A 26,282-nucleotide genomic window follows, 5' to 3' on the forward strand; every position below is an offset into this window, starting at 1 on the left:
CCTCACTCATTTTTTTATTAAGATGGTAATTGATTTAAGAAGAAAATGGCGATTGTTCCTGCACCTGTATGTGACCCAACGGCAGAGCCAATGGAAGAAATGAATACCTCTTTTGGATGGAATTCTTCTTCAATCATTACTTTCATTTCTAATGTGGTTTCTTCACAATCGGCTTGGCTAATCCCAATCACCTGGTCTTCCATATTTGCCCCGCGTTCCTTCATAATTTCGATGATACGGCGCATCATTTTTTTCTTCCCACGGATTTTTTCAATTGGAACAAGTTTTCCGGCTTCCACATTTAAGATTGGCTTAATGTTCAATAATCCGCCGAGGAAGGCAGATGCTTTTGATACTCGGCCACCCTTTGCTAAATAATCTAAATCTTCAACAGTAAAAAGATGTTCCATGTGTTGGCTTCTAAAAACAACATCTTCTAAGATTGTTTCTTTATCGACACTTTTCATGGCGAGTGATGCTGCTTCTTTAACCACAAGACCAAATCCAAGCGATGCACATTTTGTATCGACAATTGTTAACTTAAAATTTGGATATTTTTCCTTCACTTGGTCAAGAATCATAACAGCGGTTGAATATGTACCAGATAATGCTGAAGAAAAAGCTATGTATATCCCATCTTCATCTTTTTCTGCCATTTCGGTAAATACTTCCTCAAACAGAAGTGGGGAGACTTGAGAGGTTTTTGGAACAACGCCATTACGGATTGCCTCATAGACGGTGTTTGGATCAATTGTTTTTACATCTTCAAATTCTTTGCCATTAATCTCGACTTTTAAAGGAAATAAAGTAACATGATTCTCTTCATAAAAACTTTTTGGTAAATCGCATGCGCTATCAGCTAGTATTCTTACCTGCATGAAGCTCACCTGCTTTCAGGCTAATTTATAGTTTCAGTTTATCGGTTTCACCATAAAAATACAATTAGCAATCACCACAAAAGTATTAATGGACTGACAATCATATAAAAAGGGGGAAATTGAAATGATATGGCTCCAGGCGCAAAAACTGGCAGTGGTGGCAGCGGGCTCATTGTTAGGTGCGTTAGCGATGAATTTATTTTTAGTACCGGCAAATATTTATTCAAGTGGATTTACTGGAATAGCACAACTACTTTCAAAGGTGTTAAGTGACTATACTCCTATCCATGTTTCACTAGGGTTCTTATTATTATTGCTGAATATTCCTGTGGCCATTTTAGGCTGGAAAAAGGTAGGGAAATCCTTTACCGTCTATAGCTTTATAAGTGTTGCTCTATCCTCGTTGTTTTTAATACTAATTCCTATTAAACAAGTTTCGAATGATATTCTTCTAAATGCTGTTTTTGGTGGTGTCATCCAGGCTGTTGGCGTCGGGATTACGTTAAAATGGGGAGCTTCAACAGGCGGAGTAGATATCATTGCAATGGTTTTATCGAGAATGAAAGACAAGCCGATTGGACCCTATATGTTGGTTATAAATGGAGTGATTATTATAACAGCAGGATTTTTGTATGGCTGGGAGAAAGCCCTTTATACACTTGTCACTTTATATACTTCGACAAGAGTGATTGACGCCATTCATACTAGACATGCAAAACTCACTGCAATAATTATTACCAAAAAGGCTGATGTCATGAAAAAAGCAATACAAGAAAAACTTGTAAGAGGAATCACGATTCTACCAGCAAAAGGTGCGTTCTCAAACGAAGCAAGAGAAATGCTGATGGTTGTTATTACACGCTATGAGCTCTTTGATTTGGAAAGGATCCTTAAGGAAGTGGATCCCAATGCCTTTACAAATATCATTCAAACAACCAATATCTATGGATTTTTTCGTAAGGAATAAAAAGAAAAGCGGAAGCGCCCGTAGGTGCCTCCGCTTTTCTTTTTAAGTCATCTGTTCAAGCTCTTGTTGCATTTGTTGGAGCTGCGCTTGTTCTGTTACAGTCGAATTTGCATAAGCAGAACTTAATGCATTTTTAGCTTTCGCGACAGCAGAATCAAGATCAGCTGGGTCGGCAGACTTCGCCATTTCAACAAATCTTCGTGCTTCTTGGAACAATTGGTTTCCCATGTTAAATTCCTCCAAGCGAGGATTCTTGCACATTGGACATCTTCTGAGCTTCCGCTTCAGCGTAAGTCATGTGATAAGGAATACGTTCAGCATGCTTACTGACCGTATCCACTCCTTGCTGGACAAAGCGTTTTGATTTGTTTCGTTTACCCATTCGAATCCCTCCAATATGCTCATAGCTCATATTGAAACAGCAACGCTGCCTCAAAAAATAGTATGTACCAAAAGGGGGAGGTTCATTTAGGTAAACAATGGTGAAATGAGTGTTAATATTTTATATTTAACAAATCTGCCAAATATTGAGCAACACCATCTTCTTCGTTACTTAAAGTGACGTCATTAGCAATATTTTTCGCTTTGTCGATTGCATTTCCCATGGCAATCCCATGCCCAGCAAATTCAAGCATTTCAAGGTCGTTGTCTTCATCGCCAAACGCAATAATTCTCTCAGCGGGAATACCGTAATAATCAGAAGCCTTTTTTAACCCCACAGCCTTACTTAAGCCAACCTTTATAATTTCAACCACATGCCATGGAGCGGCCCAACTGCGATGATCGATAACTTCTGCATGGACGGCCGATAAGTGTTCGCGAATTATCTTTAATTGATCCTCCTCTGTATGAATTAATAAACTCGTGGGTGAATCATTTAAATAATTTGCCAGATCTCCCGTAGTGATTTTTGGATTGCCAAAGTTGAAAATATCTAACAGCTTTTCATCGTGATAATGGAAGTAAACATCATCGATCACTTCGGCAATTATATTATGGAAGTGGAAACTTCTGCACGCTTCCACAATTTCTTTTGCCACCTTTATATCAAGAGGTTCATGATAAAATCCCCAATCAGGTTTTCGAGGGTGATGCATAAATGCTCCATTGAAATTGACAATCGGTGTGTCTAAATCCAATTCCCGATAGTACATCTCACTGGAACGATAAGGCCTTCCTGTTGCAATCATAACGATATGACCTTGTTCTCTTGCTTTTTTAATAATTCCGTGTGTTTTTAATGATATCGTTTTATCATCTTTTAATAATGTCCCATCTAAATCTAATGCAATTAAGTGTCTATCTGTCATAATAACTCCTTCTAATTATAATTTTCATCGCTAATAAAGTGCGTCGCTTTAGGAAAAAATTTATATACATGTTACACTGCAATTATGAATTTAATACTTAGTGGAATTTCTTATTCCTATATTTACTATGTTAACAATTTTATATCTAAACTGTAAAAAAATTCACACCAAAAGATATAAAAAAACTATATACTTTTTTTAACTAAGTCTCAATCTTAGCATACTTAATCATTTGCTATAATAGAGTGGGACAAGATAATGAAGGAGTGGATAAAACATGAATGAAGAACTAAAAGAAAATATCATGGGTGCCTTAGAACTAGTAATTGACCCTGAACTAGGGGTAGATATTGTTAATTTAGGATTAGTATATAATGCTGAAATGGATGAAGAAGGAAACGTAACGATTACCATGACGTTAACTTCAATGGGCTGCCCACTTGCTGGAACAATTGTTGACCAGGTTAAACGGGCATTGGCCGACATTCCGGAGATCAAAGAAGTAGAAGTAAATATTGTTTTTAATCCTCCATGGAATAAAGAAATGATGTCACGTTATGCGAAAATCGCATTAGGAATTCGCTAAGCTTAATTAGAGGCTTTTGAACTCTCAGTAAAATAAGCGTATTTTTTAGAAACAGCAGATTTTCTGCTGTTTTTGTATTTTTCTTCACGTTTCAGACATATCTAGCATACAGAATGTGAGATAGTTCACTTTTTTCAAATATAAACACCTTTATAATACAGATTAATAAGGCTGTTGGATTTGAATAGCCGTTATTAGGAGGCGTTTCATATGGCTATTAGCCGAGATTTTAATAAAGACCCTTTTATAGTAATATGGGAACTCACTAGAGCTTGTCAATTAAAGTGTCTGCACTGCCGTGCCGATGCACAGTATAAAAGGGATCCACGTGAACTATCATTTGAAGAAGGAAAAAATCTAATTGATCAAATATATGAAATGAACAATCCGATGCTTGTTTTTACTGGCGGAGACCCGCTGATGAGAGAAGATGTTTTTGATATTGCGAAATATGCAGTTGAAAAAGGCGTACGGGTATCAATGACCCCAAGCGCGACACCAAATGTAACAAAAGAAGCAATTGAAAAAGCAAAAGAAGTTGGTCTTGCTCGCTGGGCATTTAGTATTGATGGTCCTAGGGCTGAGATTCATGACCATTTTAGGGGAACAGCTGGATCATTTGACCTTACCATGGAAAAAATAAAATATTTGCATGAAGTTGGATTACCCATTCAGATTAATACGGTGATTTCCCGTTACAATATTGACTACCTTGATGAAATGGCAAAAATGGTTGAAGATTTAGAATGTGTGTTATGGAGTGTCTTTTTCCTAGTGCCAACAGGAAGAGGTCAACAATCAGATATGATTTCTCCAGTTCAACATGAAAAAGTATTCAGATGGCTATATGATTTAAGTAAGCGCGTGTCTTTTGATATCAAAACAACAGAAGCCATGCACTATAGACGTGTTGTGATTCAACAAAAAATGCGCGAAGCGAAGGAAACAACAGATGAGATTGAGTATTTAAGCGCATTAACAGAAAAAGGATTAACAGGCTCTATCGATGGTTTAGGACGAGCACCAAAAGGTGTTAATGATGGTAATGGTTTTGTTTTCATCTCCCATATTGGCGATGTATATCCAAGCGGACTATTACCCGTTAAAGCGGGTAATATCCGGGAAACGCCATTAGCTGAAATTTATCGTGAATCACCAATTTTCCAATCATTAAGAAATCCAGATCTTTTTAAAGGGAAATGTGGTGTCTGTGAATTCCGTCATGTTTGCGGGGGATCAAGGTCTAGAGCTTATGCAATGACTGGAGATTATCTAGAAAGCGAGCCATTCTGCGTTTATATTCCTAAATTATTAAGAGAAAAGCAAGTATAGTAATTAAAACCGAAAAAAAAGGCTGCCTCATTATAGTGAGACAGCCTTGCGTATAAAGATAACTGCAAATAAGTAAAGGCCATCCTATTCGATATTGCAATAAACGGCAGAACAATTTTCACAGTCGATTTCATTTTTTAAGTATTGTAAATCCAATATTGAGATCTTTCCTTTTTTAACTGAAATGATTTTATCTTTCTTTAGTTCACTAAGTATACGGTTTGTACTCTCACGTGATGTACCGCAGAAGTTGGCAAGTTCTTGGTTGGTTAACGGCAGATCTATTAAGATTTCATTATCTTTTTGAATACCATAGCTATTCGACATACGGATAAGAGTTGAGAAAAGGGCACCTCGTTTTCCATTTAAAACGAGGTCGCGAAATTTTGTTTGTGTTTTCCGGAAATGATCACTCATCCATTTCATAAATTCAAAAGCAAGCTTACTGTTTTGGAAAATTTCACTTTCGATTATATCCTTTTTTATTGCTACTATTTCTCCTTCTTCAAGAACCATTGCACTTAATAAATATCTGGGATTATCAGTAAATAGGGTTAATTCCCCGCATATATCATTTTCTCCACAAATTCTTAATGAAAGTTCACGGCCATCTGAAGTAATTTTACTGATTTGAATTTTGCCGGAAATGATAATGTAAAGTTCTTCCGCAAGCATTCCTTCTTGAAATAAAAAGCTTCCTTTTTCACTTTTAAATTTCCGGTCTGCAAATTTAAGCAATTCTTTTATTTCAATTGAATGAGTTGGTTTCATTATTGCTGTCATCAGCTTCACCTCAATGTGTCATATTAACAACCATCTATTTTCCAAAGTGATCAATGTTTAGTTTGTTAGTACCATTTTATCTCATAAGGAATCAATAAGAAGAAGTAAACAATGACAATATAGTGAAAACTCATATGAAATTAATCATGTTTATTTATTTTCTATTTGAATTATCGTTTAAATGATTAATCTGTAGAAGAAAATTTTTTCCAAAACAGTTATTTATAGATTGTAAAACTTCTGCTAAGATAAGAATTGAATTAAAAAGTATTGTTATAGTGAATAAAGTAACAGTTTTTTTATCTAAAGACTGGTACACTGAATATCATTAGGTTCCAAAAATAATGGAGTTGATATGGATGGAAAAAACCATTATTAAAGATAAATTAAATAGACCATTGCATGACTTAAGAATTTCTGTAATTGATCGATGTAATTTCCGTTGCCAATACTGTATGCCAGCAGATCAATTTGGTCCTGATTTTGAGTTTCTTCCTAAAAGTGCTTTGCTATCCTATGAAGAGATCGAACGAATAGCGAAAATTTTTGTTAATTTGGGTGTGGAAAAAATTCGCCTAACTGGAGGAGAACCTCTTCTTCGAAGAGATATGCCCATTCTTGTTAAGAAGCTGTCAGCTATTGAGGGCTTACTTGATATCGGATTAACGACGAATGGTGTGCTCCTGCCGAAATTTGCCAAAGATTTAAAGGAAGCAGGACTCAAAAGAGTAAATGTCAGCCTTGATACCTTAAACGATGAATTGTTTGGCCAAATTAACGGGCGTGGGGTTGGAACTGGGCCAGTTTTGGAAGGCATTGAAGCAGCGAAACAGGCAGGTCTTGGGGTCAAAATAAATATGGTTGTCAAAAAAGGTTTGAATGATACTGAAATTATTCCAATGGCAAAGTACTGCAAGGAGAACAGTCTGGAGCTTCGCTATATAGAATTCATGGATGTTGGCTCCACGAACGGCTGGAAAATGGATGATGTTATTACAAAAAAACAGATTTATTATTTGTTAAAAGAACAATTTGATCTTGAACCTGTTGACCCAGCCTACTACGGAGAAGTGGCGAAGGTGTACCGTTATAAAGATAAAGATGTGAATGTAGGATTTATCACGTCTGTTTCGGAATCGTTTTGTTCAAGTTGCACTCGTTCTCGACTTTCAGCGAATGGTCAGATTTTTACTTGTTTATTTAATGGGAATGGGCATGATATCCGTAATTTTATGAGAAACGGTGCCTCTGATGAAGAAATCCGTGAGCGGGTGAGCGCCATTTGGAATGGAAGAGATGACAGATATTCAGACGAACGAACAGCCGAAACGCACAAAAACCGTAAAAAAATAGAAATGTCCTATATTGGTGGTTAAACTCTCTTCCATGAAGAGAGTTTTTTTGTTGGATAGAAAATTATAAAATTATTTATTGTGGATAACTTGAAATAGTTCTCTGAATCCAGCTCCAGCGCCTAGCTGCTAGTGTACTTCGCTCTCCGCCCTACGATAAGTCAAGCACGAATGCGCTAACGCTCTCCGTGTTTCCTTTATCTCCAGTTGGAGCGCTCCAGTCCATACGCAGCTAAACGGGCGCTTGCGCCTTTTGTTCTACAAAGAAACAGCCCGCTTTAAGAAAAGCGGACTGTTGATTTTATTAAAGATACCTAGGAAATAGGATGTTGTTTTCAAGATGCACATGCATAAAGGTTAATCCTTCTAACGCTTCTAAGCGTGCATATACTAATCGGTACGTACCGCATGCATCCAGAGGTAGAGTGTAGTCAGAAGTTACTGCACGGATCTCTCTTAAAATTTCACCGGCATGGTCATGTTCTTTTTCTAATTCAACAATCATTGCAATTGCTTCTTCACGATTCTCCACGGTTCCATCTGCGAGCTGCTTAATTAATGGGAATACAACAGCTTCCTCTTTCGCCATATGATCCATCAATTCTTTTTTGAATTCATAGAAGAGTTCGTAAACCTTTAGTAACTCTGGATGGTTATCTCCATGGACACGTGAAACCTTCGTTACATAGGGACTTAGCATAGTTAGTTCCTCTTCAGATACACGATGGTAGTTTGAAATAACATGATCAATAATTGTAGTTGAATCAGAATTAGTCCAAACTTCAACATCTTTCTCGGTGTTTTCGTATTTTTCAAAAACTTCTTTTAATTCATCTAACAAACTATCAAGGTTAAGCTTATTTTGAGCAACTGCTTCTGTTAATGGGATATTACCACCGCAGCAAAAATCGATTCGGTTCTTTTTAAAAACATCACTTGTTTTAGGTAATTCGTTAACAATATCTTTAACTAATGAATTAGGTGTAATTGTGAAACTCATCTTTAATTTCCTCCCAAAGTCCAAGATTAAATCTAACCTAATCATAATGTAAAATAGAAAAAAACTAGGTGACCTGAATCACACATTCCCTATGATTTTATATTTTTTGGCAAGATTCTTTTATATTGTGACATTTGATATGTTAGTTAGTTTTTAATAAGCTTATAATGTTGATTAGTCGATGACTATTAGTACATATCACAATGGATAGATATTTGTTTAAGGCAGGAGCTGATTATTTTGTTCGAAAGAAGAAGACCGATACCAATTGGAGAAGCGGTCAAAAGCATAATGGAATATCAATTACTTGGTGTGACCGAACAAGTTTCGATAAATGAAAGCTTTGGCCGCTTTTTATCGAAGGATTTGATCGCAACTAGCGATGTGCCCCATTTTGACCGTGCACCGTATGATGGCTTTGCTGTTAGGTCAATCGATACACGTGAGGCTTCGCTATCCAATGTAGTTGAATTTGAAGTGGTCGATCACATCGGCGCAGGAATGGTTTCTACTAAAGTAATAGGAGAGCACCAAGCTGTTAGGATTATGACTGGCGCAATGATGCCAGTAGGAACAGATGCTGTCGTTATGTTTGAGGTGGCTAAGGCCTACGAAAAGAATGGAATCCCATATATGTCCATTAAACGCAGCTTTAAAAAGGGTGATAACGTTTCGTTCAGTGGTGAAGATGCCAAGCAGGGTGAAGTTTTGGTGAAAAAAGGAACATTGATAAATCCTGGAATTCAAGCCATGCTTGCAACATTTGGATATGAACGAGTGTCCGTTGCGAAAAAGCCACGTGTTGGTTTGTTTGCAACAGGGACAGAGCTTTTAGAAGTAAATGAAGCCTTGGTTCCAGGAAAAATTCGTAATAGTAATTCACATATGATTGCAGCCCAAATTGAAAGAGCGGGAGGCATTGTTCACTATTTTGGAAAGCTTCCTGATGAATTTGACACTTGCTTTGAAGCAGTCCAAAAAGCAATAAATGAAGTAGACTTATTAATTACCACCGGTGGGGTTTCAGTTGGGGATTTTGATTATCTGCCTGCTATTTATGAAAAGCTTGGGGCAGAGGTTTTCTTTAATAAAGTTGCCATGCGGCCTGGAAGTGTGACGACGGTTGCACAGCACAATGGGAAGCTTCTCTTTGGGCTTTCGGGTAATCCTTCGGCTTGTTATGTAGGCTTTGAATTGTTTGCCCGCCCAATTATCCGTAGGATGCTTTTTTCAGAAAAACCTCACCTTCGTAAAGAGCAAGCACTTTTAGAAGTCGATTTTCCTAAAGCCAATCCATTTACAAGGTTTGTCCGAAGTTCTACGTTTATAGATGCGGGAAGACTAAAGGCAACACCGAGTGGACTTGACAAGTCTAACATTATTATGAGCCTTTCTGGAGCAAATTCGTTGATGATTCTTCCAGGCGGAACTAGAGGCTTTACAGCCGGAAGTGAAGTGGACGTCCTCCTGCTTGAAGACCAGGTTGGCAGTTTGTGGCCGTGGTAAAGCCTGTCGTCTTTCAGGTGGTTGGTTATCAAAATAGTGGTAAAACCACGATAACAGCCAAACTAATCGAAGACTTAGTAAAAAAAGGACTTAAAACAGTTACGATTAAGCATCATGGTCATGGAGGCAGGCTTGCAGCCCTGCCGCAGAAAGATACAGAAAAACATCTAAATGCAGGTGCACTTGCCTCGATTGTTGAAGGAGATGGAAGTTTAATGTTACAGGCTGACAATTTCTATCCATCACTAGAAGATCAGATCGAGTTAATGAAATTCTTTCATCCAGATGTAATATTAATCGAAGGTTATAAGTTAAAGTCTTTCCCGAAGTTACTGCTATTAAGAGATGAAAGGGACCTTTCTTTGTTAGATACCGTAAGTAATGTTTCTGCTATTGTATATTGGAAGGAAGAAATGCAGGAGCAAATCACATCAAGAATCAAAGTGCCCAGCTTTCATATCAACGATGAAGGTGCATTAATCTGGACTGCGCAAGTACTTCAGGAGCATGTTCATAATATTGATCAAAAAAGTTAATAAAATTGTCAAATCTGTTACTTTTATCACAGCTTGAAATATGGATATACTCTACAATACAAATTAGGGGATATAATGTTTGTTAAAATAGAATTATGGGTCTTTAATGGAAATACAGCAATCACTCATCAGATAACCGACCTAGAGAAGATTGAAGTTACCTAGTAGATGATATAGATTTGATGTACTTCCATTTTAACCTAAACAAATTTGTCACAAAAAGAAGGCGGAGTCCTTCTTTTTACTGTAATTATGTGATGTGTTTCACTTATTTTTCCGCTTAGCTGGCTTATATTTAGGTTAGTCAAGGAAGAGGAGTGAAAATGATGAAGTTATTTTTACCGAAACAACATGGTGCATGGGCAATGCTAATCATCCCTTTTTGGCTTGGTGTCATTGAAGGAGGGTTTATGTGGAAGCATGTCCCATTTTTCTTTGGATGGCTCCTATTATACTTGGCGACCTATCCGATGCTTCTTTTATTTAAAAAGAAAAAACTTCAGTTTTATACTAAATGGACACTTGTATATATGATTCCATCCCTATTACTTTTACTTATTCCTCTTTTGGAAAGACCAACGATTTTTTATTTTGGTCTACTAATGATTCCGTTTTTTATAATAAATGCTTACTTTACTTCCAAAAATCAAGACCGTGCTTCTATGAATGACATCTCTGCTATTTTTGCCTTTTCAATTGCTGGATTAGCAAGCAGTTATTTAGGACACGGTGTTATGAACATAGAGACACTTGTTTTCGCCTTTGTAACTTCGGTCCTGTTTTTTGTGGGCTGTACTTTTTATGTCAAAACAATGATTAGGGAGAAGAAGAATACCCAATTTAAATGGATTTCATGGATTTCCCATTTTCTTTTAGTGGCAGTGTGGTTCGGAGTTGGCTTTTGGATCGTTGCAATAGCATTTATCCCAAGTCTTCTGAGAGCTATTATATTTTATGGGAAACCACTATCGCCAAAACAAATTGGCATTTACGAAATAATAAATTCAGCTATATTCTTTACGATCATGGCGATTCAAATAATCTTATTAAAATAAGAGCTATGTTACACTTGGCTGATTTCCGCTCCAATCAACATGTGCCAAAATCAGCAATGAGCTTTAACATAGCCATTAAAATAAAAAAATCGGTCGATATGACCGATTTTTTTTGCTTTATTTTAAGTTGTTTGCCAGCAGCAATTCTAATCAACTTTACAGATTTCGGTTGGACAATCTTCACAATCAATTTCTCGTTTTAAATACTCTAAATCATGAATAGTAATTGTTCCTTTATCTATTGACAGGATACCGGCCTTACGTAAATCACTCAACAAGCGATTTACTACTTCTCTTGATGTACCACAAAAATTGGCTAACTCTTGATTGGTTAGTGGTAATTCAATTAATATTCCTTTATTGGTTTTAATTCCATAACTATTGGTAATTCGAATAAGTGTGGAATAAAGAGCCCCTTTTTTTCCATGAAGAACCAAATCACGAAACTTGGTTTGTGTTTTTCGATATTGCTGACTCATCCACTTTATGAATTCAAATGAGAGTGCCAGATTTTGTGAGAGTTTTTCTTCAAGCGTGTCTTTCATAATAACGGCTACTTCACCACTCTCGACAACACGTGCACTTAATAAATATCTTGAAGAAGGGGAAAATAAGTTTAATTCACCAACAAAATCACCACGCGAGCACATTCTTAACGTAAGTTCTCTTCCATCAGGGATGATCTTGCTGATTTGAAGTATGCCACTTTGAACAATATACAATTCATCGGCTACAGATCCTTCTTGAAATAAAAAGGTACCTTTTTCAACTTTTTTTATATGGTGAACGGTATCTAAAAGATGGGACAGTGTTACCGGCATTTCTTTTACTGACTGCATACTCATAACCACCTTTAAAGGTACGAATTCAATGCTCATTTGATTTTAAAAAATGACAGTCAAGGTTAAATTTGCTAGATAATACTATAATTATATTGTTAACAAAGAATAATTAGCAACAAATGTGCGATAAGTTCATACAATCGTCAAAAATTTGTTTAATCTTTACGTATTTCTTAGGAAATAATGTCGACTCATAAGATAATTTGCAAGAAATTCCAATAATGACAACCCGTTAAAGGGTAATAATAAGGAATGTGAAGCAAAGGAGGGAAAAGAATGGGCCAAAATCGTCAGTTTAAGTCAGGGAGTAAAGCCCCAAATAATGGTGTTTATATTGAAGTTGGAGATACTGGAAGCAATGTTAATAATCCCAAAAAAATAAGGCTAAAAGCAGGAGATGCATTTCCTGAGACTTCAAATGATGAACGTGTTTGGACATATCAGCGGAAACCATGAATAAATAAGGAAAAGGTCATCCATGGGGTGGCTTTTTCTTTTGCCTGAACCTAGGCGTCAGTAGGCAATTTTTGCCGATATTCTTCTTTGCAAAAATTTACTTTTTATATAGGAAGTTTTATAATAAAAGAAAAGGTCAGAATTGGTCAAAGAGGGTGTGGTAAAAAATGGACATGAATCGAATGACTGAAAGGTTACAAAAGGGGCTAATGGATGCTCAGTCGCTGGCTATCAAAAAAAATCATCAAGAGATTGATGAACCCCATTTGTTTTTATGTTTAATGGACCAAGAAGATAGTCTCATTTCTTCTATATTAGAAAAGTCAGGTATCCCTCCCGAAAAAATTAGAAAGAACCTTAATGAGGCTCTTGCTAAAAAACCAGAGGTTACAGGAAGTGGGGTTGAACAAGGAAAACTTTATATCACAGCCAAGCTGCAAAAACTTTTTGTCAGTGCCGAGGAGTTTGCCAAAAAGTTTTCTGATGAGTATTTATCAGTTGAACATATTCTGTTAGCTGCAGTATACGCGAAGGATTCAGAAATGCGAAGGCTTTTACAAAACGTTGGAATTCAACCAGACAAAGTTTTGCAAGCAATTAAAGAAATTAGGGGGAACCAAAGAGTGACATCACAAAATCCAGAAGCAGGATACGAAGCACTAAAAAAATATGGACGGGATCTTGTTGCTGAGGTTAAAGAAGGAAAAATGGATCCAGTTATTGGCCGTGATTCTGAAATCCGCAATGTAATTCGGATATTATCAAGGAAAACAAAGAATAATCCTGTTTTAATCGGTGAACCTGGTGTAGGGAAAACCGCTATTGTGGAAGGGTTGGCACAAAGGATAGTTAGGAAGGATGTACCGGAAGGACTTAAGGATAAAACAATTTTCTCATTGGATATGAGTGCGTTAATTGCTGGAGCCAAATTTAGAGGTGAGTTTGAAGAAAGATTGAAAGCAGTCCTAAATGAAATCAAAAAAAGTGAAGGACGAATATTGTTATTTATTGATGAAATTCACACGATAGTAGGAGCCGGTAAGACGGAAGGCGCGATGGATGCAGGCAATATGTTAAAACCAATGCTTGCCCGTGGTGAACTTCATTGTATTGGAGCAACTACTCTAGATGAGCACCGAAAATATATCGAAAAGGATCCAGCGCTTGAACGTAGATTTCAGCAGGTACTGGTCCAAGAACCAAACGTTGAAGATACCATTTCAATCTTAAGAGGGCTAAAAGAACGATATGAAGTGCATCACGGTGTTAAAATTCATGACCATGCCTTGGTTGCTGCCGCCACATTATCTGATCGTTATATCACCGATCGTTTTTTGCCTGATAAAGCAATTGATCTAGTCGATGAGGCTTGTGCTTTAATACGTACTGAAATAGATTCAATGCCTACCGAATTAGATGAAGTAACACGCAGGGTAATGCAATTGGAAATTGAAGAAGCTGCCTTAAGTAAAGAGGTTGATGACGGAAGCAAGTTGAGGCTGGAGGCTCTCCTAAAAGAACTAGCTGATTTAAAAGAAACAGCCAATGAAATGAAGGCAAAATGGCTTCAAGAGAAACAAAGTATACAGAAATTGCAGGAGAAAAGGGAACAACTGGAAAAACTTCGCAGGGAGCTGCAACAAGCTGAAGATAAATACGATTTAAACCGAGCGGCAGAGCTTCGCCACGGTCAAATTCCGTTAGCAGAAAAAGAGCTAAAGGAACTCGAAAGGGCAACTGCTAAGGACGAACGTATACTTCGTGAAGAAGTGACTGGAGAAGAAATCTCCAATATCGTATCAAGATGGACAGGAATACCTCTTTCTAAACTAGTAGAAGGGGAGAGAGAAAAGCTGTTAAAATTGGAATCCATCCTACACGAAAGAGTCATCGGTCAGAATGAGGCAGTAAATTTGGTGGCAGATGCAGTACTCAGGGCTCGTGCTGGAATTAAGGATCCTAAGCGACCAATTGGATCGTTTTTATTTTTAGGCCCGACAGGTGTTGGGAAAACGGAGCTTGCGAAAGCATTGGCCGAGTCTTTATTCGACAGTGAGGAACATATTATACGTATCGATATGTCTGAATATATGGAGAAGCATGCTGTTTCCCGCCTAATTGGAGCCCCTCCAGGCTATATTGGCTATGAAGAAGGAGGACAGTTGACGGAAGCAGTAAGGAGAAGACCATATTCTGTTGTTTTAATGGATGAAATTGAAAAAGCTCATCCTGAGGTATTTAACATTCTCTTACAAGCGCTTGATGACGGAAGAATTACTGACTCAAAAGGGCGTGTCGTTGACTTTAAAAATACAGTTATTATTATGACTTCTAATATTGGCTCACATTTTTTACTAGAACGAAGTGAAACCGAGGTTGAAATCTCTGAAGCGGTAAGGGAGAAAGTGATGAGTCAATTACGGGGACATTTCCGTCCTGAGTTTTTAAATCGAATTGATGAAACGATCCTCTTTAAGCCGCTATCATTGGACGAAATTAAGAATATCGTTGTCAAAATGATGAAAGAACTTCAAGATCGGTTAAAGCATCAACAAATTGATATAATCATTAATGAGGAAGCAAAAGAATTCATTGCCGTAAATGGATTTGATCCAATTTATGGGGCAAGGCCTTTAAAACGATTTATTCAAAGAAACATTGAAACCAAGCTAGCCCGTGAAATAATCGCTGGCAAGTTACATGATCAGTCAAGAGTGGAAATAAATATTAACGACGGTCAAATTACTTTATCGGTTTATTAAATTCCTATAGAAAAAAAGGTCATCCATTTGATAGGATGACCTTTTTCTTAATGTTTTGTCGCAGGCTCGTTAGGAATTATTGCAGCAGCAATGTAAATCAAAATCGTTACCCCAACTGAAGCAATAGCAGCAGGCATAAATTCATATTTAGCACCTGCAGTCATTGCACTTACTACATATGTAAGCATTTGCACTAAAAGAAATGACCAGAAAAAGGTCCAAAAAAATCGCACTATTTTTCACCTCTAACCTATTTTACATCTTAATTTATATTATCATATGATTCTGAAATGATAAAGTGAAACTTACACCAGTGGTAAGTAATACCATTCAGGCTTTTCCGAGCATTTTCCATTTTTTAATGGGGGGCCACTGATTTTCCAGATGAGCTTAATAAAAATAGGCTAACCCCCCTTTCATCTTTAATAAGACGGCATACAATACTGTGAGGAAATATGTAAAAGGAGATTTATCTATGGAGAATCGTAATTTTCAGATGGATACCCAATGGAATATTATTCACTACCCTGAAAAGCCTACCGGATTTGGGATCTTAATAATTGGAGATGAAAGACATTTTGTCGATGAAAGTAAATGCTTTTGGACACAAAATGAAGGAAGGTTAGCCATTGTTAACCAGCTCAAAGAAAAAGGGTATACCATTTTTTCCTCAAATCTATATGGGCGAAACTGGGGGAGCAATAATGCAGTTGAGCTTGCCGAGAGGTTATACCAGCATGTGATAAGAAGTGAAATACTTAATAACAAAATCCATATCTTAGCCGAAGGTATGGGGGCACTGGTTGCCACAAGTTTAATGGAGAAAATGAAAGGGCGGATACGGTCAATTATTCTGCTCAACCCCATTATTTCCTTGAAAAGCTATCTTGAACAAGAAAAGGAACATAAATTCTTTTATAAAAAGTTAATGAGGGAATTAGTAGCAGCGCATCAAATGGACCAACAAGTACTCGAAAACCATATTTTTAGTATGGATGATAAAATAAATCTTCAATTTGGATGTCCAGTTAAAATTATTCATGTCCTGTCAGGGGGGAAATCGTATAACCAATCTAAAGTGTATCCTCAAATAATCAGTAATTCAGAAATAAACCCTACTTTCATTCTTCCTGAAAAAAAACAACAGCTTGGCCAAATGATGTTAAAGTTTTTCAACAAACATGAAACGATCCTCTAGGCTAGGCTGGTCCTCCCCAAAAAGAAATAATTCCTTAGCGATACGCATAGGATTCATTAAGGTAAGTATGGGGAGGAATAATTTATGGACAAGGCAATTATATTTGGGATGTTTGACTTTGTTGGTTTTCATGTTGGCAAAAACCTGCTGAATAAGGGAATAGAGGTCATTGGCGTTCATATAGATGAGTTTGATAATATAGATTTTCTTGATGAAAAAAGACTTGAAGTTGGTCGAAATGCAAACTTTCTGGAAAAATCGTTATTCGATTTGGAGAATAGTCCTAGAGAAGACATAAGTAATACAAGGCTTATATTTTCGATATATGATTTATTTATGCTTAAAAAGGAACAAATTTTACAAAATGAAGAGGTAACAAAGCCGATAATTCAGTATATAGAGGACAATAACAAAAATGCGAATATCGTTTTTATTCTTCCAATTCAAATGCTTACCAGAACATTTAGGGGAAAAGAAATTGAGGGATTCCTAAGTAAGATAAACGGATTAGTAAAGAATACACAGATATTGTATTTACCTGCTATTTATGGTCCATGGCAGCCGTTAGCTTTTTTGTTTCAACAAGCTATTGTTTCCAAATTTAAAAAGACAGATATAACTCATGAAGAACGGGAATGGACAAACGATGTCATTTTTGTTGATGATGCCATAGAATCAATCTTAGAAATCATAGAGAAAGCAAAACCTGGCAGTTATTTGATTGAAAGTGGAAGTGATGACCAATGGATCAGATGTGCTTCTTACCTAAAAATCGATGAAAGTCAGGCTCGGTTAAGTAACTTATCATCAATACAAGATGATCTTCCAGTATTAAAAGTAACAGTAAGAAAGGTTACCCCAATTTCAGCTTCTATCCTGGCACAAATGGAACATGTGAAGCGATTGTATGATAATCGTTTATAAGGCACTTGGCATACTGTTTGAAAGAATCATGAAATATATGACCATAAAAAAAAGATCCAGATGTGTTGTGGTGTTAAAATTGTCTTTTCATTTATTTGTTGAAAGGTTAGAATAAAATTGGAAAAAGCAGTCATAGAATTATTTTCCTTTGTTCTATAAATTAATAATGTAAAGGAAACGTGTTATAGAAATGGCAACAGTACAAAGGAGATGCATGAAATGATAAACCGTTTCGGAATCATACTTTTATGCCTTTTTTTGCTTGGTGCCTGCGGAGCTACAAAACCTACAGGTAAAATAAAAAAGGTTGGATTGTTAGTACCCGAAACGGTCAATGACCAAGTATGGGGGACGAAGGGCTTTAAAGGTTTGTTAAAGATACAGTCAAAATTTGATGTGGATGTGTTTTATAAAGAAGGGATGAATTCAGAAGCAGTTGTCGAACGTGCAGTAGAAGAGTTTGACCAAAAAGGAGTAAATCTAATATTCGGCCATGGGTCTGAATATGCTGAATACTTTAATAATCTTTCTAAGGATTATCCTGATATTCATTTTATTAGTTTTAATGGTGATGCTAAAAACAAAAACACAACTAGTCTGAATTTTAAAGCACACGCGATGGGTTTTTTTGGAGGAATGGTAGCTGCACATATGTCAAAAGCACAAAATGTCGGTGTTATAGCTGCATATGAATGGCAGCCAGAGATTGAGGGCTTCTATCAGGGGGCTTTGGCTGAAAATAAAAACACGAATGTTAGTATAGAATATGTAGGAAATTGGGATGATGAAATAAAAGCCGTTCAATTAGCAAATGACATGATGGAAAAGGGAATTGATGTGATTTATCCTGCTGGTGACGGGTTTAATGTGCCAGTAATAGAAACGGTAAAGGAACACGGCATGTATGTAATCGGTTACGTTTCGGACCAATCTGATTTAGGTGAATCTACGGTATTAACAAGTACCATACAGCAGGTAGACATTTTATATGAAAAGGTTGCAGATCTATACAATAAAGGGGAACTAAAGACAGGAAACCTTTCCTATGATTTTCAAGACAATGTTATTTCACTTGGTAAATTTAGTCCTCATGTAAACAAAGAATTCATTCAGAAGATAAACAATCAAATTGAAGATTATAAAAAAACAGGAAACTTGCCAAAATGAAAAATTGAAGGAGTACATATGAACAGTCAAGATAAAACATTTCAATTTATGCAGATCGCGATGAAATACTTACCAGAAGCAAAGGAACAATTGGACACGGCTGGTGTGGAATTATCAATGGAATTAATCGAGCCATTCATGAATCTTTTTACAAAGGTCATGCAAGAAGCATATGAACTCGGTCTAGCTGAAGGTCGAAAAGAACTATAAAGAGGAAGTAAGCTCTCGAATAGGGGGCTTATTTATTTTTTTTGCTATGTTAAGGATTATTGTTGATTTTACAGCCAAGTTGATTGGAGCGAAGCGCCTGAAGCGTAAATCAACTGCCAAGTTTAATTGAGCCATTTTATTTAATGGAATATACTTTTGCGGAGAGTGAAATAAGAAGAAACAGTTGCTTAAAATAGGCTTTATTTGATAAAATTAGTACCAAGTCATAATAATTGATATTAAACTTTAGGATATAGAGAATCTTGCGAAAAAAAGGAGTTGGAACTTGTGAAAGCAGGTATTGTTGGGATTGGCAGGTATTTACCAGAGAAAATTGTCACCAATAAGGATTTAGAAAAAATAATGGATACCTCTGATGAATGGATTCGTACGATGACAGGTATCGAAGAAAGAAGAATTGCTACCGATGATGTTAATACATCAGATATGGCATTTGAAGCAGCAAAAAAGGCCATTCAAGATGCTGGAATTACCGCTGAAGAAATTGATTTAATTTTGGTAGCTACAGTTACACCTGATACTCCTTTTCCATCGGTTGCCTGCAGAATTCAAGAAAGGCTGGGAGCAAAAAAGGCGGCAGCGATGGATGTCAGTGCAGCATGTGCTGGCTTTATGTACGGAATTGTGACAGCGAAACAATTCATTGAAACCGAAGTTTATAAATATGTCTTAGTCGTTGGCGTGGAAAAGCTTTCGAAAGTTACCGACTGGAGTGACCGCAATACGGCAGTATTGTTTGGGGACGGCGCTGGTGCCACCATTATTGGACCTGTTTCAGAAAATCGCGGAATCCTTTCCTTTGAGCTTGGGGCAGATGGGACTGGATCAAAACACCTTTACCAGGATGAATATATTATTATGAATGGTAGAGAAGTGTTCAAATTTGCTGTAAGGCAAATGGGGGAAAGCTGTATCAATGTTCTCGAAAAAGCAGGTTTAACAAAGGATGATGTTGATTTCCTTATTCCTCATCAAGCCAATATTCGTATTATGGAAGCATCTAGACAAAGATTAGATCTGCCAGTCGAAAAAATGTCCAAAACGATTAATAAATATGGTAATACTTCTGCTGCATCGATTCCAATTTCGATTGTGGAAGATTTAGAAGAGGGAAGAATTAAAGATGATGACCTCATTGTCATGGTTGGCTTCGGCGGAGGATTAACTTGGGGAGCAATTGCCATTAGATGGGGAAAATAAAGAGAATTTTTTTGATAAATAACCATACGAAACAAGATACGAAATGAAGGGGATAGATAACATGGAAAAACGCAGGGTCGTTGTAACAGGCATAGGTGCAGTAACGCCACTAGGAAATGATGCTGAAACAACATGGAAGCACATATTAGAAGGTAAATCAGGGATTGGGCCATTGACAAGAGTTAATGCAGATGAATATCCTGCAAAAGTTGCCGCAGAATCTACTGATTTTGACCCAGAAGCCTTTATGGATAGAAAAGATGCACGCAAAATGGACCGTTTTACACAGTTTGCAGTTGCATCGGCATTAATGGCAGTAAAAGATGCTAATTTAACAATTAATGAAGATAACTCCCATCGTGTTGGAGTGTGGATTGGTTCTGGCATCGGCGGAATGGAAACATTTGAACAGCAATACGAAATATTTCAGAAGAGAGGTTACAAGCGTGTAAGCCCATTCTTTGTACCAATGTTGATTCCTGATATGGCAACAGGACAGGTTTCAATTATACTCGGCGCAAGAGGCTTCAATTCTTGTACAGTAACAGCCTGTGCAACAGGAACTAATTCCATTGGTGATGCCTTTAAAGTAATTCAACGCGGCGATGCAGATGCAATGGTGACCGGTGGAGCGGAAGCACCAATCACAAAAATGTCTGTCGCAGGCTTTTGCGCGAATACCGCTCTTTCGACAAATCCAGACCCGAAGACAGCAAGCAGACCATTCGATAAAAACCGCGATGGCTTTGTTATTGGTGAAGGTGCCGGGATCATTGTTCTGGAGGAACTTGATCATGCCTTAGCACGTGGTGCTAAAATCTATGCCGAAATTATTGGTTATGGGGCAACTGGTGATGCCTATCATATAACTGCACCAGCACCTGGTGGTGAAGGTGGTGCCCGTGCAATGAAAATGGCTATTAATGATGGCGGATTAAAACTTGAGGAAATTGATTATGTGAATGCGCACGGGACTAGTACTGAATATAATGACAAGTTTGAAACCCTTGCGGTTAAGGAAGTATTTGGCGAACATGCATATAAATTAGCAATCAGCTCAACTAAATCTATGACAGGACACCTTCTAGGTGCAGCAGGTGGTGTAGAAGCGATTTTCACTGTTTTAGCAATAAGAGACAGCATCCTTCCTCCAACTATGAATTATGAAACACCAGACCCTGAATGTGACTTAGATTATGTAGTCAATAAAGCACGTTCGAAAGAAATTAAGGCAGCCATGAGTAATTCGCTAGGCTTTGGCGGCCACAACGCAACGATTGTTTTCAAAAAATATGAATAAGAAAAAAATTCGGCCGGAGATGATTTCTGGTCGAATTTTTTTTGAGATATAATACCTCAGAATTACATGAACCACTTTTGGTTACATTTAATAAACTGATCAGAGGGTGAGTGAAGTTAAATGGGGTGAAGTAATGGGAATCATTCGAACAGAGCAATGGTTAGAGGTGGAGATTGACAGACCAGTTAAGATTTGTGAAAGATTAGAGCCATATTTTAAAAAACAAACCGCAAAGGAAATTTATAATCAATTGATGGATTTTGGGATGTATCGGGCGTCTAGGGCCGCAAGGAACAATCTTGTTCAGATGAAGGAACAAAAAGCATGGGATAAAGTAGAGCGTCTATTTAATAAATATAAACATAAATGGAATGGCCCTGACATACCAATTTTTCTCTTTCCAGTAGCACAGTCAGGAGGTTTTTTTATCAGAGAAGTTAAAAGCAAGGCTGGTGTTTCGTTCCCAGATAAAATGTTTCTTTTTCTCTCTACCTATGATGACCCAAAAGAAGTAGAGGCACTTATGATTCATGAATACCACCACGTCTGCCGGCTTAGGTTGTTAGATAAAAAGCTGGAAGACTATACTTTGCTTGATTCCATTATCATAGAAGGACTGGCAGAATATGCAGTTTTAAAAAATTGTGGACGGGAATATTTAGCACCATGGTGCCGTATGTATAAAGAAAAAGAGTTATTAAATTTTTGGGAGAAATATTTGAAAGAACAGCTAAACACAAAAAAATTTGAAAAGAAACACGATGAATTACTTTATGGTGGAGGAAGACTGCCAAATCTATTAGGTTATGCTGCAGGATATCATTTGGTTGAACATTTTTACAAAAACAATAATTATTCTACAAAACTATCTTTTATAAACCCTGCAATAAAATATCTAGAATACTATAATAAAACCTTCGAAAAAAGCCAGTAAAATAAGGCTTTTTTTAATGGTGAAATAACATATATTAGGAATTGTGCAAAAAAATCTTGCAATTGTAACAATTCTGTAATAGAATTTTATTGAATATATAGAATAAACTGAATAATTCAAAAAAATTGGAAGGTGTACTATGAGCGCAAAAAAATCGCTGCACAAAGAGGCACCATTGCTTGAAGTGAAAAATTTACAGACCGCTTTTGATATTGACGGAAATGATTATAATGCAGTAGAAAATGTTTCTTTCCATGTAATGCCAGGGAAAATTATCGGTATTGTTGGAGAATCTGGTTGTGGTAAGTCTGTTTTGAGCCTTTCCATTATGAAGTTACTACCGAAAGGAAGTGGAAAAATAAAATCAGGAGAAGTCATTTTTGATGGAGTAAATCTTGAGAAAATGTCCGAATCACAAATCAATAAAATTCGCGGGAAAGACGTCTCCATGATTTTCCAAGAACCAATGACCTCATTAAATCCAGTCTTTACAATTGGATATCAACTCCAAGAAGTCCTTTTTAACCATACAAAGATTACTAAAAAAGAGGCTCGGTTAAAATCGATCGCCTTATTGAAAAGTGTTGGCATCTCTCGGCCAGAAAAACTCGTTGATGAGTATCCGCACCAATTATCAGGCGGGATGAGACAACGCGTCATGATCGCCATTGCCATTGCTTGTCAACCCAGATTATTAATTGCTGATGAACCAACCACTGCCCTCGATGTTACCGTTCAAGCCCAAATTCTCGAACTTTTAAAAGATATACAAACCGTAAATGATATGTCTGTTATTTTGATTACACATGATTTGGGTGTAATTGCTGAAATGTGTGACGAAGTAATGGTGATGTATGCTGGAAGGATTGTAGAACGGACCGATGTGGATACACTTTTCCATAATCCTAAACATCCATATACAAGTTTGCTCTTAGGGGCAATCCCGAAAATGGATGGACAAGAAGAACGGTTAAGTTCGATTAAAGGTATCGTCCCATCGCTTATAAATATGCCGAAAATTGGCTGCCGTTTTGCCCATCGATGTCCAAACTCCATGCCTGAATGCACTAAAATTACCCCTTTGCTTGAAGATGTTGAACAAGGCCATGAGGTTGCCTGTTTGCTCTTTGAAACTAGCAAGCCAAGAGAAGGGGTGAAAAAATGAGTACCATTTATATACATAAAAAGGAACCCCATTCTTCCTCTCAATCTGAAAATCTATTAGAGATTAAAAATCTTAAAACCTATTATCCAGTCAAAGGTGGGTTCTTCAAGCGCACTATTGGAAATGTAAAAGCGGTAGATAATATCTCTTTTGAGATAAAAAAAGGAGAAACTCTTGGACTAGTAGGTGAATCCGGATGTGGAAAATCTACGGCAGGGAGAACCATTCTTCGTTTACTTAAACCAACGGGGGGACAAATTCTCTTTAATGGAAAAGACATTACCAAAGTAACTGGTAAATCACTTCGAGAGATTCGAAAAGATATGCAGATGGTCTTTCAGGACCCCTATGCTTCTTTGAATCCCATGCAAATGGTTGGAGATATAATTGCAGAGCCCATTTATAATTTTTCAAAAAAAGATAAAGCTGAGTTAAAACGGGAAGTCATGGATTTGTTAGATAAAGTAGGCTTGCCGCCCGATGCCTATTACAAGTATGCCCATGAATTTTCTGGGGGACAGCGCCAAAGAATTGGAATAGCAAGAGCTCTAGCATTAAAACCCAAATTAATTATTGCCGATGAACCGGTTTCAGCACTAGACGTATCAGTCCAATCACAGGTATTAAACCTGTTAAAGGACTTACAGGAAGAATTTGATCTTACTTTTCTTTTCATTGCGCATGACTTAAGTGTTGTTAAACACATGAGTGACCGAATAGGTGTTATGTACCTAGGGAATATGGTTGAGGTTTCGGATAAAGACCACCTATACGCTGAACCTCTCCATCCATATACACAGGCATTAATTTCAGCTATTCCAACTCCAGATCCCAGGGTGAAAAAGGAGCGGGTCATATTAAAAGGTGATGTGCCAAGCCCTATCAATCCTCCTTCTGGATGCACATTCCATCCTCGCTGCCCAATGGCAATGGAGGAATGTTCTAAAAGTAAGCCAGTATTAAAGGAGGTGAAGCCCTCTCATCGAGTAGCTTGCCACCTTTACTAGAAAAGTGAAAGTGCTTAGGGGCTGGAGCTAGTCATTAGCAAAAGGAAAAATATAAAACAATTAGGGGGGAAACAAATGAAGAAGAGAAGTATGCTTATGTTAGCAGCATTAATGCTGGTTCTTTCCGCATTTTTAGTAGCTTGCAGCGGCGGTGAAAAAGCGGGTACTAAGAAAAATGAAAATGAAGGTAACAGTGGCGAAACATCCGAAAAGCCACAGGATGGCGGCACACTTGTATATGCACTGGATTCGGCACCTGAAGGTAAATTTAACTACTCTTTTTATGGTACACAAACTGATGCATATGTAATTGATTTCTTTGATGAAAACTTAATTGATTATGATGAGAACCTCAAGGCACAACCACATATAGCCTCATGGAAAACAGCAGACAATAAAGTGTTTGACTTCGAAATCAAACAAGGTGTTAAATGGCACAACGGGGACGAATTATCAGTTAAGGATTGGGAATTCGCTTTGAAAGTTGTTGCTGACAAGGATTATGAAGGTCCGCGCTTTGATAACGTAAGAAACATTATGGGTGCACAAGATTATCATGATGGTAAAGCAAAGGAAATCGCTGGTATTAAAGTAGTCGACGATTACCACATTCAAATTACATTCGATAAGGCCCGTGTAAACAACTTGGATAATCTTTGGACATACCCTATGAACCGTACTGCATTTAAAGGAATTGCTGTAAAAGATATGATGGGGTCTGAACAGGTTCGTACAAAGCCAGTTGGTTTAGGACCATTTAAAGTTTCTAAAATTATCCCCGGTGAATCAGTTGAAATGGAGCGCTTTGATGATTACTTCGGAGGCAAACCGCATATCGAAAAAGTCGTTGTTAAAGTGATCGACCCATCTCTTTCCGTAGGAGAACTTAAAAATGGAACGCTTGATATGACTTCTTTCCATCCTAGTATTATTGATCAAGTTAAAGCGCTTGATAATGTAAACGCAGTAACTTATCCTGGCGTAAGCTATTACTATGTTGGTTTCAGATTAGGTACTTGGGATGGCGAGAAAAACGTCATGAACGAACCAAAATACCAAGAGAAAAAGCTTCGTGAAGCAATGTATTATGCAATCAATCGTGAGGAATGGGTTAAGGCGTTCTTCTTTGGTGTAGGTAAGCCTGTAAACCGTCCAATCCCGACAAACCATTGGATTGCAGCACCTAATGAAGATTTAGAGCAATACAAATATGATCCGGAAAAAGCTAAATCACTATTAGATGAAGCAGGCTACAAAGACGTTGATGGCGATGGATTCCGTGAAGATCCAAACGGTAAGAAATTCGTTGTAAACTTCAGCCACTATGCAACGGATAACCCAACTTTTGAATCTCGTGCCAAAGCAATGACTCAATATTGGGAAGCTGTTGGATTGAAAACTAAATTAACGATGACTGATGTAAATCTTTACTATGAAATGCTTGAAAAAGCGGACAAATCAATGGAAGTATTCTTCGGAGGCTGGTCAACTGGTGCAGATCCAGATCCAACTCCACTTTGGGGCTCAAAAGCACTTTGGAACTATCCACGCTGGGTAAATGCGGATAGTGATAAATTGTTGGATCAAGCACTTGATATCAGTGTTGTTGGAACAGATAACGAAAAACGTAAGGATCTATATGTACAATGGCAAAAACTATTCATGCAAGATCTTCCGGCATTACCAATTGCTGAACTAGAAGAAACAATGGCTGTTAGCAAGCGAGTGCAGGAAGTTAAATTTGACGTATCTGGTATGAACCGTCCAAATGAATGGTGGATAAAACAATAG

27 protein-coding genes are annotated in these 26,282 nt (G+C 37.3%); 19 read left to right on the forward strand and 8 right to left on the reverse strand.

Going from position 1 to position 26,282, the window contains the following annotated elements:
* Positions 1 to 17 precede the first annotated feature (17 nt).
* The gene (locus COE25_RS12315; protein WP_098932853.1) at positions 18 to 878 is read right to left on the reverse strand and encodes a DegV family protein; all 861 of its coding nucleotides are present in this window, start codon (positions 876 to 878) and stop codon (positions 18 to 20) included.
* Between the two features lie 124 nt (positions 879 to 1,002).
* Here COE25_RS12315 and COE25_RS12320 point away from each other — a divergent pair, with 124 nt between their 5' ends.
* Positions 1,003 to 1,845, forward strand: a complete 843-nt coding sequence (locus COE25_RS12320; protein ID WP_098932854.1) for a YitT family protein — start codon at positions 1,003 to 1,005, stop codon at positions 1,843 to 1,845.
* 42 nt (positions 1,846 to 1,887) lie between these two features.
* Here the strand turns inward: COE25_RS12320 and COE25_RS12325 are convergent, their stop codons facing one another.
* The 3 genes from COE25_RS12325 to COE25_RS12330 form a co-directional block, all read right to left on the reverse strand.
* On the reverse strand, positions 1,888 to 2,073 hold the full coding sequence (locus tag COE25_RS12325; RefSeq protein ID WP_098932855.1) for a DUF3813 domain-containing protein: 186 nt from the start codon (positions 2,071 to 2,073) through the stop codon (positions 1,888 to 1,890).
* 1 nt (position 2,074) lies between these two features.
* On the reverse strand, positions 2,075 to 2,227 hold the full coding sequence (locus COE25_RS30725; RefSeq protein WP_168242474.1) for a hypothetical protein: 153 nt from the start codon (positions 2,225 to 2,227) through the stop codon (positions 2,075 to 2,077).
* A 112-nt stretch (positions 2,228 to 2,339) separates the two neighbouring features.
* Complete coding sequence (locus COE25_RS12330; protein WP_088086047.1) at positions 2,340 to 3,155, reverse strand: Cof-type HAD-IIB family hydrolase; 816 nt, start codon at positions 3,153 to 3,155, stop codon at positions 2,340 to 2,342.
* A 277-nt stretch (positions 3,156 to 3,432) separates the two neighbouring features.
* Between COE25_RS12330 and COE25_RS12335 the strand changes: the two genes are divergently transcribed.
* Entirely contained in the window at positions 3,433 to 3,741 is a 309-nt protein-coding gene (locus COE25_RS12335; protein WP_088086048.1) for a metal-sulfur cluster assembly factor, read from the forward strand.
* A 210-nt stretch (positions 3,742 to 3,951) separates the two neighbouring features.
* Entirely contained in the window at positions 3,952 to 5,073 is a 1,122-nt protein-coding gene (locus tag COE25_RS12340) for a TIGR04053 family radical SAM/SPASM domain-containing protein (RefSeq protein WP_088086049.1), read from the forward strand.
* 84 nt (positions 5,074 to 5,157) lie between these two features.
* Here the strand turns inward: COE25_RS12340 and COE25_RS12345 are convergent, their stop codons facing one another.
* Positions 5,158 to 5,856, reverse strand: coding sequence for a Crp/Fnr family transcriptional regulator (locus COE25_RS12345; protein ID WP_098932856.1), 699 nt, complete (start codon positions 5,854 to 5,856; stop codon positions 5,158 to 5,160).
* A 359-nt stretch (positions 5,857 to 6,215) separates the two neighbouring features.
* On the opposite strand from COE25_RS12345, the gene moaA reads away from it, so the two are divergent.
* Positions 6,216 to 7,232, forward strand: a complete 1,017-nt coding sequence (moaA, locus tag COE25_RS12350; protein WP_088086051.1) for a GTP 3',8-cyclase MoaA — start codon at positions 6,216 to 6,218, stop codon at positions 7,230 to 7,232.
* Positions 7,233 to 7,512: 280 nt separating this feature from the next.
* Here moaA and ric read toward each other — a convergent pair whose 3' ends face one another.
* The gene (ric, locus tag COE25_RS12355; RefSeq protein ID WP_098932857.1) at positions 7,513 to 8,208 is read right to left on the reverse strand and encodes an iron-sulfur cluster repair di-iron protein; all 696 of its coding nucleotides are present in this window, start codon (positions 8,206 to 8,208) and stop codon (positions 7,513 to 7,515) included.
* A 240-nt stretch (positions 8,209 to 8,448) separates the two neighbouring features.
* Here ric and COE25_RS12360 point away from each other — a divergent pair, with 240 nt between their 5' ends.
* The 3 genes from COE25_RS12360 to COE25_RS12370 all read left to right on the forward strand — a co-directional run bounded on the left by COE25_RS12360 (position 8,449) and on the right by COE25_RS12370 (position 11,305).
* Positions 8,449 to 9,714: a molybdopterin molybdotransferase MoeA gene (locus COE25_RS12360; protein ID WP_098932858.1), complete on the forward strand. Its 1,266-nt coding sequence runs from the start codon at positions 8,449 to 8,451 to the stop codon at positions 9,712 to 9,714.
* The gene (mobB, locus tag COE25_RS12365; RefSeq protein WP_098932859.1) at positions 9,702 to 10,250 is read left to right on the forward strand and encodes a molybdopterin-guanine dinucleotide biosynthesis protein B; all 549 of its coding nucleotides are present in this window, start codon (positions 9,702 to 9,704) and stop codon (positions 10,248 to 10,250) included. Before COE25_RS12360 ends, mobB begins: the two co-directional genes overlap by 13 nt.
* A 323-nt stretch (positions 10,251 to 10,573) precedes the next feature.
* The gene (locus COE25_RS12370; RefSeq protein WP_373605351.1) at positions 10,574 to 11,305 is read left to right on the forward strand and encodes a YwiC-like family protein; all 732 of its coding nucleotides are present in this window, start codon (positions 10,574 to 10,576) and stop codon (positions 11,303 to 11,305) included.
* 146 nt (positions 11,306 to 11,451) lie between these two features.
* On the opposite strand, the gene COE25_RS12375 is transcribed toward COE25_RS12370, so the two are convergent.
* Complete coding sequence (locus COE25_RS12375; protein ID WP_098932861.1) at positions 11,452 to 12,144, reverse strand: Crp/Fnr family transcriptional regulator; 693 nt, start codon at positions 12,142 to 12,144, stop codon at positions 11,452 to 11,454.
* 279 nt (positions 12,145 to 12,423) lie between these two features.
* Between COE25_RS12375 and COE25_RS12380 the strand changes: the two genes are divergently transcribed.
* Positions 12,424 to 12,603: a YjzC family protein gene (locus COE25_RS12380; RefSeq protein ID WP_088086056.1), complete on the forward strand. Its 180-nt coding sequence runs from the start codon at positions 12,424 to 12,426 to the stop codon at positions 12,601 to 12,603.
* 167 nt (positions 12,604 to 12,770) lie between these two features.
* Positions 12,771 to 15,365, forward strand: a complete 2,595-nt coding sequence (gene clpB, locus COE25_RS12385) for an ATP-dependent chaperone ClpB (protein ID WP_098932862.1) — start codon at positions 12,771 to 12,773, stop codon at positions 15,363 to 15,365.
* Positions 15,366 to 15,412: 47 nt separating this feature from the next.
* On the opposite strand, the gene COE25_RS12390 is transcribed toward clpB, so the two are convergent.
* Positions 15,413 to 15,598: a YjzD family protein gene (locus tag COE25_RS12390; RefSeq protein ID WP_088086058.1), complete on the reverse strand. Its 186-nt coding sequence runs from the start codon at positions 15,596 to 15,598 to the stop codon at positions 15,413 to 15,415.
* Positions 15,599 to 15,840: 242 nt separating this feature from the next.
* On the opposite strand from COE25_RS12390, the gene COE25_RS12395 reads away from it, so the two are divergent.
* The 10 genes from COE25_RS12395 (at position 15,841) to opp4A (ending at position 26,282) form a co-directional block, all read left to right on the forward strand.
* Positions 15,841 to 16,563 (forward strand): lipase family protein, encoded by a 723-nt coding sequence (locus COE25_RS12395; RefSeq protein ID WP_098932863.1) that lies wholly within the window; start codon positions 15,841 to 15,843, stop codon positions 16,561 to 16,563.
* Positions 16,564 to 16,647: 84 nt separating this feature from the next.
* Positions 16,648 to 17,487 (forward strand): Rossmann-fold NAD(P)-binding domain-containing protein, encoded by an 840-nt coding sequence (locus COE25_RS12400; RefSeq protein ID WP_098932864.1) that lies wholly within the window; start codon positions 16,648 to 16,650, stop codon positions 17,485 to 17,487.
* Positions 17,488 to 17,706: 219 nt separating this feature from the next.
* The gene (locus COE25_RS12405; RefSeq protein WP_098932865.1) at positions 17,707 to 18,654 is read left to right on the forward strand and encodes a BMP family ABC transporter substrate-binding protein; all 948 of its coding nucleotides are present in this window, start codon (positions 17,707 to 17,709) and stop codon (positions 18,652 to 18,654) included.
* An 18-nt stretch (positions 18,655 to 18,672) separates the two neighbouring features.
* Positions 18,673 to 18,864, forward strand: coding sequence for a ComZ family protein (locus tag COE25_RS12410; protein WP_088086062.1), 192 nt, complete (start codon positions 18,673 to 18,675; stop codon positions 18,862 to 18,864).
* Positions 18,865 to 19,152: 288 nt separating this feature from the next.
* Entirely contained in the window at positions 19,153 to 20,085 is a 933-nt protein-coding gene (locus COE25_RS12415; protein WP_088086063.1) for a beta-ketoacyl-ACP synthase III, read from the forward strand.
* A 61-nt stretch (positions 20,086 to 20,146) separates the two neighbouring features.
* Complete coding sequence (gene fabF / locus COE25_RS12420; RefSeq protein WP_098932866.1) at positions 20,147 to 21,385, forward strand: beta-ketoacyl-ACP synthase II; 1,239 nt, start codon at positions 20,147 to 20,149, stop codon at positions 21,383 to 21,385.
* Between the two features lie 133 nt (positions 21,386 to 21,518).
* Positions 21,519 to 22,319, forward strand: coding sequence for a DUF2268 domain-containing putative Zn-dependent protease (locus COE25_RS12425; protein WP_098932867.1), 801 nt, complete (start codon positions 21,519 to 21,521; stop codon positions 22,317 to 22,319).
* Between the two features lie 139 nt (positions 22,320 to 22,458).
* The gene (locus COE25_RS12430; protein ID WP_098932868.1) at positions 22,459 to 23,484 is read left to right on the forward strand and encodes an ABC transporter ATP-binding protein; all 1,026 of its coding nucleotides are present in this window, start codon (positions 22,459 to 22,461) and stop codon (positions 23,482 to 23,484) included.
* Positions 23,481 to 24,491, forward strand: a complete 1,011-nt coding sequence (locus COE25_RS12435) for an ABC transporter ATP-binding protein (RefSeq protein ID WP_088086067.1) — start codon at positions 23,481 to 23,483, stop codon at positions 24,489 to 24,491. Before COE25_RS12430 ends, COE25_RS12435 begins: the two co-directional genes overlap by 4 nt.
* A gap of 75 nt (positions 24,492 to 24,566) precedes the next feature.
* Entirely contained in the window at positions 24,567 to 26,282 is a 1,716-nt protein-coding gene (gene opp4A, locus COE25_RS12440; RefSeq protein WP_098932869.1) for an oligopeptide ABC transporter substrate-binding protein, read from the forward strand.

The organism is Bacillus sp. AFS031507 (assembly GCF_002584635.1).
In the GTDB taxonomy this organism is placed as follows: domain Bacteria; phylum Bacillota; class Bacilli; order Bacillales; family Cytobacillaceae; genus Neobacillus.

Excerpts from the sequence above, each read along its gene's own strand:
- COE25_RS12315 (WP_098932853.1), bottom strand. The coding sequence starts at position 878 with ATGCAGGTAAGAATACTAGCTGATAGCGCATGCGATTTACCAAAAAGT.
- COE25_RS12320 (WP_098932854.1), top strand. The coding sequence starts at position 1,003 with ATGATATGGCTCCAGGCGCAAAAACTGGCAGTGGTGGCAGCGGGCTCA.
- COE25_RS12325 (WP_098932855.1), bottom strand. The coding sequence starts at position 2,073 with ATGGGAAACCAATTGTTCCAAGAAGCACGAAGATTTGTTGAAATGGCG.
- COE25_RS30725 (WP_168242474.1), bottom strand. The coding sequence starts at position 2,227 with ATGGGTAAACGAAACAAATCAAAACGCTTTGTCCAGCAAGGAGTGGAT.
- COE25_RS12330 (WP_088086047.1), bottom strand. The coding sequence starts at position 3,155 with ATGACAGATAGACACTTAATTGCATTAGATTTAGATGGGACATTATTA.
- COE25_RS12335 (WP_088086048.1), top strand. The coding sequence starts at position 3,433 with ATGAATGAAGAACTAAAAGAAAATATCATGGGTGCCTTAGAACTAGTA.
- COE25_RS12340 (WP_088086049.1), top strand. The coding sequence starts at position 3,952 with ATGGCTATTAGCCGAGATTTTAATAAAGACCCTTTTATAGTAATATGG.
- COE25_RS12345 (WP_098932856.1), bottom strand. The coding sequence starts at position 5,856 with ATGACAGCAATAATGAAACCAACTCATTCAATTGAAATAAAAGAATTG.
- moaA (WP_088086051.1), top strand. The coding sequence starts at position 6,216 with ATGGAAAAAACCATTATTAAAGATAAATTAAATAGACCATTGCATGAC.
- ric (WP_098932857.1), bottom strand. The coding sequence starts at position 8,208 with ATGAGTTTCACAATTACACCTAATTCATTAGTTAAAGATATTGTTAAC.
- COE25_RS12370 (WP_373605351.1), top strand. The coding sequence starts at position 10,574 with ATGATGAAGTTATTTTTACCGAAACAACATGGTGCATGGGCAATGCTA.
- COE25_RS12375 (WP_098932861.1), bottom strand. The coding sequence starts at position 12,144 with ATGCAGTCAGTAAAAGAAATGCCGGTAACACTGTCCCATCTTTTAGAT.
- COE25_RS12380 (WP_088086056.1), top strand. The coding sequence starts at position 12,424 with ATGGGCCAAAATCGTCAGTTTAAGTCAGGGAGTAAAGCCCCAAATAAT.
- clpB (WP_098932862.1), top strand. The coding sequence starts at position 12,771 with ATGGACATGAATCGAATGACTGAAAGGTTACAAAAGGGGCTAATGGAT.
- COE25_RS12395 (WP_098932863.1), top strand. The coding sequence starts at position 15,841 with ATGGAGAATCGTAATTTTCAGATGGATACCCAATGGAATATTATTCAC.
- COE25_RS12400 (WP_098932864.1), top strand. The coding sequence starts at position 16,648 with ATGGACAAGGCAATTATATTTGGGATGTTTGACTTTGTTGGTTTTCAT.
- COE25_RS12405 (WP_098932865.1), top strand. The coding sequence starts at position 17,707 with ATGATAAACCGTTTCGGAATCATACTTTTATGCCTTTTTTTGCTTGGT.
- COE25_RS12410 (WP_088086062.1), top strand. The coding sequence starts at position 18,673 with ATGAACAGTCAAGATAAAACATTTCAATTTATGCAGATCGCGATGAAA.
- fabF (WP_098932866.1), top strand. The coding sequence starts at position 20,147 with ATGGAAAAACGCAGGGTCGTTGTAACAGGCATAGGTGCAGTAACGCCA.
- COE25_RS12425 (WP_098932867.1), top strand. The coding sequence starts at position 21,519 with ATGGGAATCATTCGAACAGAGCAATGGTTAGAGGTGGAGATTGACAGA.
- COE25_RS12430 (WP_098932868.1), top strand. The coding sequence starts at position 22,459 with ATGAGCGCAAAAAAATCGCTGCACAAAGAGGCACCATTGCTTGAAGTG.
- COE25_RS12435 (WP_088086067.1), top strand. The coding sequence starts at position 23,481 with ATGAGTACCATTTATATACATAAAAAGGAACCCCATTCTTCCTCTCAA.
- opp4A (WP_098932869.1), top strand. The coding sequence starts at position 24,567 with ATGAAGAAGAGAAGTATGCTTATGTTAGCAGCATTAATGCTGGTTCTT.